Raw genomic sequence first — 12,304 nt, forward strand, 5'->3', positions numbered from 1 at the left:
CTAACGTAGACAATGATCCCGGGAAAGGTAACTATCATAATTTATACGTGTTTCACGAGAGCGATTGTATTTAACATGAATACAAGTCACTCATAAACGAATATTAGTACTATTGTCAGCAGCTAGTTTGTAGGGAAACTGGTGTCGTTATTCCGCCTCTCCTAAACGCAAGCGAACACGCCATGACACAAAACCTCATAGCTCAACTCGACGACAAACTCCGCGCCAAGCGTGAATCCTTCGACAAGATCCCGGTGATTGACATTGCGCCATTGCTGGATGGTTCGGACAAGCAAAAGGTCGCAAAAAAAATCCGCTGGGCCCTGTCCAATGCCGGGTTCATGTATGTCAAAAACCACAATGTCGCGCAGGACTTTGTAGAAAAGGTTTTTGATGTTACCCGCCGCTTCTTCGATCTTCCGATGGAAGACAAGATGAAACTGCATGTCAGCAACTCAGACGTCGCCCTGCGCGGTTACATCGAGCCATTTGGCGAAAACACCGACCCGACCAAGACCAAAGATTTGAAAGAGTGTTTTGACATAGGTCCGGAACGCGCGGCGCTGGAAGGCCCGTTCTTCGGCCCCAACCAGTGGCCCGGCGCTCTGCCCGAATTTCAGGACCTGGTCTATGACTACCATCAAAAAATGGTCACGCTGTCCAGGCAGTTGCTGCAAGGCATTGCCATCAGCCTCGACCTGCCTGAAACGCATTTCGAATGCTTCATGCAGAATCCAATCAGCATTCAGCGCCTATTGCACTATCCACCGCAAAACGGTCAGATCGATGAAACGATCATCGGTATTGGTGCTCATACCGATTACGGCAACCTGACTATTCTGGCGCAAGATGACGTAGGTGGTTTGCAGGTGATGAACCGCGAAGGCGCGTGGGTCGAAGGTTCGCCCATCCCCGGCACCTTCGTAATCAATATCGGTGACCTGATCCAGCGCCTGACCAACGATGTGTATCTGGCCAACATGCACCGGGTCATCAACACGTCAGGGCGTGAAAGATACTCGATCCCGTTCTTTATCGACGCCGATTATAGTGCTGAATTCGCGCCACTGCCCTCGTGTGTCAGTGCCAGCAATCCACAGCGATATCACCCGGTGACATGTGGTGCGCATAAGTTTGGGCGGTTCTCAAACAGCTACGCGCACCTGAAAGCAGCAAGTTAACCCGCACTCTCTCCCCGACTCTGCCACCCGAACACCTGGGTGGCATTTTTTTTGTGCATTGCCTTTTTCATACTGCAATTGGAGTGGCTGGTTCTACCTCTTCATCCGAACAAGCCCGCACCAACTCTTTCTGTCAAAGGTAACAGGATCAAACATCTTCGTGTTCTTTCCAAAATCATGTCGTTTTATTCTGAATTGAACCATACGGTCTTGCAAAAGACCTCAAGGAACGAGTCGGCGCGCAACGCAAAACCAGAACAAAAGGAACCACTGTATTGGAAAACCCCATGACCGGACTGGGCTTTCTTGCCGTCTTATTCATCCTCTTCGTTGGCTTTTTTCTTCTGGCCATTGTCGTCTTGTTCGTCATCGACATAACGCAGACTAAAGACGCGGTACGTCGCAACTACCCGGTTCTTGGGCGATTTCGCTATCTTTTTAGTACATTGGGTGAGTTTTTTCGTCAGTACTTCTTTGCCATGGACCGTGAGGAAATGCCCTTCAACCGGGCCGAGCGCGAGTGGGTCGACCGTGCAGCAAGAGGAGAAGATAATACTGTCGCGTTTGGGTCCAGTAAGAACCTGACACCAACGGGCAGCGTAATCTTTGTGAATTGCCCGTTTCCGACCCTGGACGAAGATAGCGCCGCCGTCCAATCGCTGGTGATCGGCCCACATTGTCGCTTGCCCTATGACGCACCCTCTTTTTTTAACATCTCCGGTATGAGTTATGGCGCTCTCTCGACACCGGCGGTTATGGCACTGTCGAACGGGGCCCGGATGGCCAAATGCTGGATGAACACGGGCGAAGGAGGCCTTTCACCCTATCACTTGGAGGGGGGCGCGGACATCGTGTTCCAGATCGGGACCGCGAAATACGGCGTACGTGATCTGGAAGGCAACCTGTGCGACGACAAACTGCGGGAAGTTGCCGCCCACAAACAAGTACGCATGTTTGAACTGAAAATGAGCCAGGGCGCCAAGCCCGGCAAGGGTGGTATTCTGCCTGGCGTCAAAGTCACCTCACAAATCGCAAAGATTCGCGGCATACCAGAAGGTAAGGATTCCATATCTCCCAACCGACACCCTGAAATCAACAGCACAACCGAGATGCTGGATATGATACATCATATCCGCGAGGTGACTGGTAAACCTGTCGGGTTCAAAGCCGTGGTGGGTGCCTATGGTTGGCTTGAAGAGATGTGTGAAGAAGTGCGAAAAAGCGGGCTGGATCGCGCCCCCGATTTCATAACGATCGACGGTGGTGATGGCGGTACCGGGGCCGCGCCTATGCCGTTGATGGACAATGTTGGCCTACCGCTCCGTGAATCGCTACCTCTTGTGGCGGACATACTGCACAAGTATGGGCTGCGCGATCGGATTCGACTGATTGCCTCGGGCAAGCTGGTCACCCCGTCCGAGGTCGGTTGGGCCATCGCCTCCGGCGCCGACTTTGTCGTGTCCGCACGGGGGTTCATGTTCTCACTTGGCTGCATTCAGGCAATGAAGTGCAACAAGAACACCTGCCCAACCGGCATCACCACCCACAACAAACGTCTTCAGAGAGGGCTGGATCCCGCAGATAAAGCCCTCAAAGTCGCTAGTTTCTGCCAGAATATGATCCATGAAGTAGAGGTAATCTCTCATTCCTGCGGTGTCGCACGTCCAAGACTGATGGGGCGCAAACATGTTCGCATCGTTCAAAGCGATGGTAAATCGATACCGATGGACGAGTTGTATCCCCAACCAGAATTACTCGTGGAAGATCAGCAACACAGCAATTCTGCTTAGTCCCCAAACAAGGTGAGACCTCATGCCCAAATTGACGTTCCCGAATGCCAAAGGCGAAAGCCTCAGTGCTCGCCTCGACGAAGCCGAGGGAGACCCTCGCGCCTATGCCCTGTTTGCCCATTGTTTCACTTGCACCAAAGATATTTTTGCCGCTTCACGGATCGCCAAAGTGCTTCAGGAACACGGCATATCAGTCCTACGTTTTGACTTCACAGGTCTTGGCGAAAGTGAAGGGGACTTTGCAAACACAAACTTCACTTCCAACACCGATGATCTTGTTTCAGCGGCAGACTACATGCGCGACAACCTGCAAGCCCCTGCCCTAATAATTGGCCATTCTTTGGGCGGGTCGGCCATCCTTGCCGCCGCAGCTCGAATTCCAGCCGCAAAGGCCGTCGTGACCCTTGGATCTCCAGCAGATGTGGCCCACGTCGCGCATCATTTTGACAGCAGCCGGGAAGAAATCATCGACACTGGTGAAGCTGAGGTCTGCTTGGTGGGGCGACCGTTCAAAATTCGAAAGCAGTTTATTGAGGACATTGAAGGGGCTTGTATTCAATCCTCCGTGGAATCTCTGGGCAAAGCCTTGATGGTGATGCACGCTCCTCTTGACGCCACAGTAGGAATTGAAAACGCACAAAAGATTTTCGGTTGGGCGAAACATCCCAAGAGCTATGTTTCGCTGGATGATGCCGACCATCTCCTGTCCAAAAAAGCTGATGCCGAGTATGCAGGTCAGCTCATTTCCAGTTGGTCGGAACGATATATTTGAACGGGCGTTGATCGGTCCGACTACTCGGCTTTCTGATCGCAGCAAAGGCTAGTTCGAAAACAACATCTAAGGCGGGCCAAGTAAGTAGGAAAGGGAAATTTATCGTAATCGACCTCGTTTAACAGAGGTGAAACACAAAACCTGAGGAACTGCGCACTTGGCGTCCGGTTCGCATAAGTGATCAACAAGCTTCCGCTGAGGTCACACCTTGCTAGAAGAGGGTTGGTGATGGCCCTTAGTGTTTTCGACCGATCCAGGTCGGAATTACAAAAGGAATAAAGCGCAAGTCCCAAAGCCATCGCTCCATTCAAGCGCGGATAATGGTGGGTGTAAACGACTTCGCCGCCTTTCCGCACATCGTAAAAGGCACGAGGATCGAAAACGCCCGGCTCCTTTTTTGGGTCGGGCGATCGAATTGACCTCGAGGGTAAATACCAACACTCAGCGCGCGTGCTGCAAACGCTCGATGTAATTAATCGTCGCAGCAGTAACGACCGAATAAAGAACATGTGCAACCAGAGCAACCCAGGCGATGGGTGCAAAACCTAAAAATGCGGGGTTGCCAGCAAACCATGCGATTCCGCCAATGGCAAAGACCCACAATCCAACCCCGTAGGCAGCCGAAGCGAACGCCCAGTGCAGTCCCACCAACACACGTGAAAAAACGGGACGCGCGACAAAAAGCCAGCCAATCGGATATGCCAGAAGCCCCACAAATAGCAGATGCATCAAATGGCCGTAGGCCCCGCTATTGGGTAGACCAAGCGTTCCCAGAAAACCACGCGCAAGACCGATGGGATTTAAAGAGGCAAATCCTAGAATAGGCGATATCGCACGACCGAAAAGATCGAACGCGATGGTTCCAGCGGCACCGCCGATCAAAACCAGCATCAAGGTATCGACTGAGATTGTCGGCATGATGCCAGTGCGGATGGTATGTGCTGTGGTTTCTGACATTGAATTCTTCTCCGGTTGCCAAATGAATGTGAAACAAGTCGGACGGGGAACGAGAAATCTCAACCTACAGACCCGTGAGCACGCGAAACAGTGAAAAGTGTTTCAACGGTGTTCGGCGGTGTATTCGGGAACCCAGAAACAATATGATAGAAGCCCAAGCGCCCAATGCAAACGCATTTCGCTTTGGACGCAAGGCGCTTTCATGAAAGCTTGTTCGCAAAGAACAAGCTGGGGCACCAGTGTTTAGTCTACTATCACCATCTGATCTGGGCCACCGAGAAGACAATGGTCGCTCATACTCTTTGTGATCTGAGCGACAATCCGAACGCCCCATCAGACGAATCGATTGACAATGTTTTCCAAAACCTCCTGTCGGCCGGAACGCGGCATGGGATTGATATCTTCAGAAACGACCCGCGCGGTGATGGACTCAAGATCGCTTTCCAACATCGCTTGTGAGGACGGCGTATTCCAGCCCTGATAACGCGCGGCCAAATTCGTGTCCAAACTACCATCTTCAATCATTGCAGCAGCGGCCTTTAAACCTCGGGCGCAAACATCCATACCTCCAATATGAGCGGCGATGAGGTCCACGGGATCGAGCGACTGACGTCTAAGTTTCGCGTCAAAATTGGTTCCACCTGTCGTTAGACCGCCGGCTTTCAGGATGTAATAATAGGCCAGCGCCACTTCTGGCAAATTGTTCGGGAATTGGTCCGTATCCCAGCCTGATTGATAGTCGTTGCGGTTCATATCGATAGATCCCAGCATCCCCTCGGAGGTTGCAACCGCAATTTCGTGTTCAAACGAATGCCCGGCCAGAATCGCATGACCCTGTTCCAGATTCAGTTTTATTTGTCCTTCAAGGCCGTATTTGCGCAGAAATCCGATACAAGTCGCAGCATCAAAATCATACTGGTGCTTAGAAGGCTCCTGTGGTTTCGGTTCGACCAGAATAGTACCTTTGAACCCGATCTTGTGCTTATACTCGACGACCATGTTAAGGAACCGCCCCATATGGTCGGCTTCCCGCTTCATATCGGTGTTGAGCAGGGTCTCATATCCTTCGCGCCCGCCCCAGAGAACGTAGTTTTCGCCATTCAGTTTGTGGGTTGCGTCCATGCAGGACTTAACCGTCGCTGCGGCAAAGGCGAAAACATCCGGATCGGGATTGGTTGAAGCGCCGGACATCCAGCGCCGATGGCTGAACATATTGGCAGTACCCCACAATAGCTTGGTGCCAGCATCTTCCATTTTTTCACCGATGTAGTCTGTGATCTCATTCAGAGTGCGAACGTTGTCGGTGTAGTTGCCCTGCTCGGGACGGAGATCTGCGTCGTGCCAACAGAAATATGGTACTCCGAGGAGATCGAACATCTCGAAGGCAACATCAGCTTTGAATCTGGCACCGGACATGTCGTCCAGAGGATGCCAAGGACGGATAAAGGTCTGCCCACCAAACGGATCCCCGCCCTCCCAGGCAAAAGAATGCCACCAGGCAACCGCAAAGCGAAGATGATCTTCCATCCGCGTGCCCAGCACAAGCTCGTCCGGGTTGTAGTGGTGAAAAGCCAATGGATTGGTGCTGTCGGGCCCTTCAAAGCGAGCTTTGGAGATGCCGTCAAAAAAGCCAGTGGTCATGTCAGTTCCTTTAGGGCTGGATAGAGACGCCGCCACCTACGCCATGCGGCATCGTAATTTTCGATGAGGTCGGCGCGGGGTTGCACGCTACGCGCGATCTTGGGGTTGGTCATGATTGTTTGGGGGTTTGCGCCGGTATCGGCACAGAGGCCTAGCCGGGCCGCGCCAAGCGCCGCTCCGAATTCCCCCTGTGCCGGTAGGTCGAGTGGTAAGTTGAGAATGGTTGCCAAAAGCTCAAGCCAGAACTGCGATGCAGTCCCTCCGCCAATGGCTAGCAATCGTTTGGGCCGCGCGCCTGTTGCCTTGAGCGCTTCCAAATTGTCGCGTAACGCGAAACTAACACCTTCGAGCACGGCGCGGGTCATCTGTTTCAGACCGTCAGCGACGTCGATGTTCAGAAACCCGCCACGAATTCCCGCATCGTTGTGAGGAGTACGTTCACCTGACAGATACGGCAGAAACTGGATTTCTCCTGCACCGGATATCTTTGTACTTAAATCACCGGTCAATTCAGACGGTGTACGCCCAGTTAGTTCTGACAACCAATTCAGGCAATCCGTTGCTGCTAGGATCACACCCATCTGGTACCAGCGTTCAGGAACTGCGTGACAGAACGTATGCACAGCAGTTTCAGGCATCGGCGCAAACCTTTCACGCGCGATCACTAACGCACCCGAGGTACCAAGAGAGACAAACCCGTCACCTTCGTTTAACGCCCCTACTCCGCAAGCGGCAACCGCATTATCGCCACCTCCGCCTGCGATGGTTACGTTTTTAGAAACACCCCATTCTACGGCTAAATCTGCCCGCAAGGTTCCGATCGATTGCGAACCCTCGACAACATCAGGCATCTGCCCGGAACGCATGCCGCCTGCGGTCAGTAGCCGGTCAGACCAGGCGCGGCGCCCGACGTCCAACCAACTGGTACCAGCTGCATCGGACATGTCGCCAATGCAGTTTCCAGACAGCCAAAAGTTGAGATACGTCGCCGGCAAAACTACCCTCGAAACCCGACGGAATATTTCCGGTTCATGCCGTGCGACCCAGACCAGTTTAGGAGCGGTGAACCCCGGAAACACGACGTTCCCAGAAAGCCGCCTGACTTCGGGCTGAGCATCGAGAGCCGCTGCTTCCTCGTGACACCGCGTATCGTTCCACAGGATACATGGTCGAAGAACTTCGCCATCGTTATCAATGAGTGTCGCGCCATGCATGTGCCCGGAAACTCCAATCCCGCTGAGCCTGGCAAAGTCGTCGGGATGAGCTGATCGCAGGGCAAAGACAACCTTGGTGACTGCCTTGATCCAGTCCGACGGCTCCTGTTCTGACCAGCCTAGGTGCGGGCGCGCCACTTCAAAAGAGGTTTCATCAACACCAATCACTCCTCCCGCGACATCCATCAAAAGACCACGAAGCCCGGAGGTTCCAAGATCAAATCCCAGATATGTCCCAAGCCCGCTCATTGCAGAAGTCCCCGCAACGCCAAATTGCGCATCAGATGACTGGCCCCGAAGGTCCAAGCAGCACAGTTCGGCGACAGGTGGACCTTGTTATGCAATGTGCCAAGCCCCGGCGCAGAAATTGCGACCCGATCACCGATTTTATGGGTGAACCCTTCCCCTGGGACGTCGCGGTCTTCGGTGGGCGCGAAAAGTGTGCCCAAATACAGCATCAAGCCATCTGGATATTGATGATGTGGCCCGATCGTCTGTGCGACCAACTGCTCCGGATCGCGGCTGATTTCGCGCATTGAGGAATGTCCTTCAAGAACAAATCCGTCTTTGCCCTGCACCCGTAAGGTCAACTCGGCCTGCCTGACATCGTTGAGCCCGTACGACTTGTCAAACAGCCGGATCATCGGGCCAATTGCAGCGGATGCGTTGTTGTCCTTGGCCTTTGACAGCAACAGCGCCGATCGTCCCTCAACGTCCCGCAAATTTACGTCATTGCCCAAGGTCGCGCCGGTGATCCGTCCCCTGGAAGATACCACCAGAACGACTTCAGGTTCCGGGTTGTTCCAGTTCGAGACGGGATGCAGCCCAATGTCGGCACCGGGCCCCACAGATGACAGAACCTGCGCCTTAGAGAACACTTCTGCATCTGGTCCGATGCCAACTTCCAGGTATTGTGACCAGAGATCTTCTTTGATCAATGCCTGTTTGAGGCGCGCGGCTTCTTCTGACCCGGGTCGGACGTCATTTAAACTGCTGCCAATGATTGCTCCGACCTTTTCGCGAATTGACTGCGCAAGCGAAGAGTCTCCGGCAGCGCGCTCTTCAATCACGCGCTCCACCATCGAATTGGCAAATGTCACGCCACAGGCCTTGATCGCCTGCAAATCGCAGGGAGAAAGAAAATGATCACAGTCTGTGTCGCCAACAGGTGCGTCACCAATTGCCACGAGCGGGCCGACCACCCTTCCTTTTGTGGATTTCACGTATCCGGCCGGGTCATCCATTTCGCAGATGTCACGGACCGTCGGAGCGAGTTTGTTTGTTAAATCAACAACGTCTCCGTTGCGAATGGTCACAACACAAGGCCCGCCTGCATCGCGCAACCAAACCCGACCCAGCCAGGTTCCGGACATTTCGTCTTCTGTCAGGAAGCTCGCCATCCTTGTATTCCTCATTGTTTGTACCTTCCGTGTGGCAGACCGCGGACCGGGACATCGACCGCATATATGCCACCGGCCTCCGGCATTGCTGCCTGTTCGGCTCCAGTCATCCCGGCTCGGGCGGTAGTAATGAACAAACGGTTCATTTCACCGCCACCCAAACAGCAGCAGGTCACGTTCGGAACAGGAAGCGAAACCAATAGATCCAGCGATCCGTCCGACAGGAACCGCTGTACGCAGCTCCCTCCAAACCGTGCGCTCCACAATGCACCTTCGCAATCCACCGTTGAGCCGTCTGGTACCCCGAACTCCGGCTCCATTGCAGCGAAGACGCGCTTATTCGTCGGCTTTCCGGAGACTCGATCATAGTCGTATTGATAGATTTCGTGGCCTGTAGAATCGGCAAAAAACATGCTTCGTCCATCGGGAGAAAACGCGATGGAGTTTGCACAGCCGACGTTCTCGATAATGCACTCGATCCCGGAGGGCGACACTCTCAGAACCGGAGTGATCAAGGCCCCGTCAACATCGTCCATCCCACCCACAATGAAGCGCCCCTGGCGGTCCAGATTGCCGTCATTCATTCGAGTTTGTGGAAGCTCCGGCTGATATTCCTGAATCAAATCGCGTTGTCCGCTACTAAGCTCCAGCCAATACAAGCCGTCTGCAAATGCCGCCAATACCCGTACGTCCGAAGTGAAGACAAATGCGCACAGTCGGGCACCCAATTCCAGGCGCTCAACGGAATAGCCGTTCTCGTCACACGACCAAAGCGCGTTGCCGAATATATCCGTCCAATAAAGCCGACCAAGGGCGTCGTTCCACTGGACGCCCTCGCCCAGTTCACACTTGCAGTCCACAAGCAAGTGCGCAGTCAAAGCCTTCGGATCGTGCACCCGCCCGTCGAAATCTTTGGAAAAACCCTTGTTAGGCTGAATTGGCCTCACCCGCTCCCTCCTTAGCGTTGTGAGTTTTTACTTTACAGATACTATCTAGAAAGTCTATAGATAATATCTAGGGTTCTTGCAGGAGAGAGAATCCTTCGCCGAAATACAGGTGAAATCAGATGGAGGATGCTTTCATGAAACAGAGAATTCTTGCCGCCGGTGCGGTCGTGTTTATGACAACGACGACTGCAGTTGCTGACACCGAAATCAAAATTTTGTCTATCAACCGCGACAGTGAAACCTGGCGGGCGCTCTACGATGACGTTGTCGCAGACTACAATGCCAACAACCCCGATGTGACTGTCGTTGTTGAATATATGGAAGACGAGTCCTTTAAGCAGAAACTGCCGACTCTTCTTCAGTCTGCCGCAGCCCCTGATATGTTCTTCAGCTGGTCCGGTGGTGTTTTCTACGAGCAAGCGGAACAGGGTTTCCTAGGCGCTCTGCCGGACAGCGTCGTTGCGGAATGGCAGCAAGAGCTCTCGCCCGGTGGTATGGCCGCACTTTCGCACAACGGAAAATTCTACGGCGCCCCCGAGGCCTCGCAGAATGTAGCGATCTGGTACAACAAAGACATCGCAGCGCAGCTGGGAGTCGATCCGACAACCATCAAGACATATGACGACCTGCTCGAAATGGTAAAAACCGCTAAAGCAGGCGATGTGACCCCGTTTGTTGTAGGTGGTCAGGACAAATGGCCGCTTCACTTCTTTTATTCCTTCCTCGCCATGCGGATCATGGGTAAGGAAGGTATGGCCGCCTCGGCAGCTGGTGAAAACGGTGGCTTCAACAACGAAGATTGGATCCGCGCCGGCCAGGAGTACATGCGGCTGATCGAGCTTGAGCCCTTCCAGAACGGTTTCATGGGCGTGAAATACGATCAGGCCACAGGCCTCTGGGGAGACGGCGGAAGCCTGTTCCACCTGATGGGTGACTGGGATCTGGGCGCTAGCCGCGGTGCAGCGTCCAACGGCGGCCTGACGAATGACCAACTGGGTGTCATCCCGTTCCCGATGGTCGAAGGCGGCAAAGGTGCTGTCACCGATACGCTTGGCGGTGCGTCCGGTTTCGTTCTGACGTCTAAGGCCAGCCCTGAAGCGATCGATTTCCTCAAGGTCTTCATGGGCGTCGAAGCGCAGAAACGGGCGGCACGCGAAGCGACTTACATTCCGACGGTTCCATCGGCCGGAGATCTTGTGGAAGATCCGATCCTGAAGCAATTCGCGGCAATTGGTGGTGCGTCGACCTACCACCAGTTGTTCCTCGACCAGTACTTCGGATCTTCGCTTGGTGGAGCGATCAACGATGTCTCGGCTCAAATGGCGACCGGCGACATCACACCTGAAGCCGCAGCGGAGCTTCTCGAAGATACGCGCGCCTTCCAGTAACGGCGCGCCCACCTGCATCCCGGTCAGACCTCCCCTGACCGGGATGCGTAATCCTCAGCGGCCCCACGCGGAGCACCAGTCATGACACGCACATCATTCTGGCAGCGCATCGTCCATGACGATCAACTGCGCATGATCCTGATCTTCGTTCCCCCAGCGATCCTCGTCTTCACGATCTTCGTGATGATGCCGATGGTGCAGGCCGGGTTTTTTGCTCCGTGGAAATGGTCTGGCTACGGACCAGCGCCCTGGGCGCTGAACGAAGCCACTGATGCGACCTTTGGCAAATGGGTGGGGGAGCGGAATTTCGAGCGCATGTTCGGACACGCGGCCTTTCAGCAAGCCGTCTGGAATTCGGCGCTCGTGATCGCAGTGTCGCTCCTCATCCAGCTGCCATTGGCTTTGATGCTGGCGCTGATGATCTACCGATCCACCCGTGCTAACACGATTTTCCGGCTAATCTTCTTTCTTCCCTATATTCTGGCCGAGGTCGCCACAGGTTTGATTTTCGCCTTCGCGCTGGACGGGAACTATGGTCTTTCAGCCTGGTTCAGCCAACTCTTCGGCATGGAAGAGGCATGGTTTCCACTGGCAGAGAAACCATGGGCCTTTTACTCCATCCTCGCCGCATTGGTGTGGAAGTATTTCGGCTTTCACATGATGATCTACATCGCCGGGCTTCAATCCATCAGTTCTGCGCTTCTTGAAAGTGCGGAAATTGACGGTGCAACCAACTGGCAAAAGGCCTGGTACATCAAAATCCCGCTGATCTGGCCGGCGATCACCGTGTCCATTTTCTATTCGGTTCTTGGCGCGCTGCAAGTATTCGACCTCGTTATGCCCATGACCGCCGGTGGGCCATCGAACAGTTCTCATACGCTTGTCAGCTATCTCTACAATTTCGGGTTTATCCGCTTGGACGTGGGCTTTGGCTCGGCTGTGGGTGTGTTCCTTTTCGTGACAGGTGTGCTCTTCGCTCTGGTCTATCGCAACACAGTGCAGAGGGGACAGTAA

At 53.9% G+C, this 12,304-nt stretch carries 10 protein-coding genes; 5 read left to right on the forward strand and 5 right to left on the reverse strand.

The features are described from left to right. Positions 1 to 182: 182 nt before the first annotated feature. From ABLN87_RS18220 to ABLN87_RS18230, 3 genes are all read left to right on the forward strand, one after another. The gene (locus ABLN87_RS18220; protein WP_353012994.1) at positions 183 to 1,181 is read left to right on the forward strand and encodes an isopenicillin N synthase family dioxygenase; all 999 of its coding nucleotides are present in this window, start codon (positions 183 to 185) and stop codon (positions 1,179 to 1,181) included. Between the two features lie 287 nt (positions 1,182 to 1,468). After that, complete coding sequence (locus ABLN87_RS18225; RefSeq protein ID WP_353012997.1) at positions 1,469 to 2,971, forward strand: FMN-binding glutamate synthase family protein; 1,503 nt, start codon at positions 1,469 to 1,471, stop codon at positions 2,969 to 2,971. A gap of 31 nt (positions 2,972 to 3,002) precedes the next feature. Beyond that, positions 3,003 to 3,743, forward strand: a complete 741-nt coding sequence (locus ABLN87_RS18230) for an alpha/beta hydrolase family protein (protein WP_353013000.1) — start codon at positions 3,003 to 3,005, stop codon at positions 3,741 to 3,743. A gap of 441 nt (positions 3,744 to 4,184) precedes the next feature. Here ABLN87_RS18230 and ABLN87_RS18235 read toward each other — a convergent pair whose 3' ends face one another. From ABLN87_RS18235 to ABLN87_RS18255, 5 genes are all read right to left on the reverse strand, one after another. Beyond that, complete coding sequence (locus ABLN87_RS18235) at positions 4,185 to 4,634, reverse strand: hypothetical protein (protein ID WP_353013003.1); 450 nt, start codon at positions 4,632 to 4,634, stop codon at positions 4,185 to 4,187. A 399-nt stretch (positions 4,635 to 5,033) separates the two neighbouring features. Continuing rightward, positions 5,034 to 6,341, reverse strand: a complete 1,308-nt coding sequence (gene xylA / locus ABLN87_RS18240; protein ID WP_353013194.1) for a xylose isomerase — start codon at positions 6,339 to 6,341, stop codon at positions 5,034 to 5,036. Continuing rightward, positions 6,338 to 7,804, reverse strand: a complete 1,467-nt coding sequence (xylB, locus tag ABLN87_RS18245) for a xylulokinase (RefSeq protein ID WP_353013006.1) — start codon at positions 7,802 to 7,804, stop codon at positions 6,338 to 6,340. The genes xylA and xylB overlap by 4 nt, the downstream gene beginning before the upstream one ends. Next, positions 7,801 to 8,955 carry a fumarylacetoacetate hydrolase family protein gene (locus ABLN87_RS18250; RefSeq protein WP_353013009.1) on the reverse strand — a complete coding sequence of 385 codons (1,155 nt, stop codon included), beginning with the start codon at positions 8,953 to 8,955 and terminating at the stop codon, positions 7,801 to 7,803. The genes xylB and ABLN87_RS18250 overlap by 4 nt, the downstream gene beginning before the upstream one ends. A gap of 11 nt (positions 8,956 to 8,966) precedes the next feature. Beyond that, positions 8,967 to 9,902 carry an SMP-30/gluconolactonase/LRE family protein gene (locus ABLN87_RS18255; RefSeq protein ID WP_353013011.1) on the reverse strand — a complete coding sequence of 312 codons (936 nt, stop codon included), beginning with the start codon at positions 9,900 to 9,902 and terminating at the stop codon, positions 8,967 to 8,969. A gap of 134 nt (positions 9,903 to 10,036) precedes the next feature. Between ABLN87_RS18255 and ABLN87_RS18260 the strand changes: the two genes are divergently transcribed. Together ABLN87_RS18260 and ABLN87_RS18265 are read left to right on the forward strand one after the other, a co-directional pair. Continuing rightward, positions 10,037 to 11,290: an extracellular solute-binding protein gene (locus ABLN87_RS18260; protein WP_353013014.1), complete on the forward strand. Its 1,254-nt coding sequence runs from the start codon at positions 10,037 to 10,039 to the stop codon at positions 11,288 to 11,290. Between the two features lie 81 nt (positions 11,291 to 11,371). Next, positions 11,372 to 12,304 (forward strand): carbohydrate ABC transporter permease, encoded by a 933-nt coding sequence (locus ABLN87_RS18265; protein ID WP_353013017.1) that lies wholly within the window; start codon positions 11,372 to 11,374, stop codon positions 12,302 to 12,304.

The sequence above is a fragment of the Ruegeria sp. SCP10 genome, from assembly GCF_040329495.1.
Classification (GTDB): Bacteria; Pseudomonadota; Alphaproteobacteria; order Rhodobacterales; family Rhodobacteraceae; genus Ruegeria.

Coding starts and splice junctions, on each gene's coding strand:
- ABLN87_RS18220 (WP_353012994.1), top strand. CDS start 183: ATGACACAAAACCTCATAGCTCAACTCGACGACAAACTCCGCGCCAAG.
- ABLN87_RS18225 (WP_353012997.1), top strand. CDS start 1,469: ATGACCGGACTGGGCTTTCTTGCCGTCTTATTCATCCTCTTCGTTGGC.
- ABLN87_RS18235 (WP_353013003.1), bottom strand. CDS start 4,634: ATGCTGGTTTTGATCGGCGGTGCCGCTGGAACCATCGCGTTCGATCTT.
- xylA (WP_353013194.1), bottom strand. CDS start 6,341: ATGACCACTGGCTTTTTTGACGGCATCTCCAAAGCTCGCTTTGAAGGG.
- xylB (WP_353013006.1), bottom strand. CDS start 7,804: ATGAGCGGGCTTGGGACATATCTGGGATTTGATCTTGGAACCTCCGGG.
- ABLN87_RS18250 (WP_353013009.1), bottom strand. CDS start 8,955: ATGGCGAGCTTCCTGACAGAAGACGAAATGTCCGGAACCTGGCTGGGT.
- ABLN87_RS18260 (WP_353013014.1), top strand. CDS start 10,037: ATGAAACAGAGAATTCTTGCCGCCGGTGCGGTCGTGTTTATGACAACG.
- ABLN87_RS18265 (WP_353013017.1), top strand. CDS start 11,372: ATGACACGCACATCATTCTGGCAGCGCATCGTCCATGACGATCAACTG.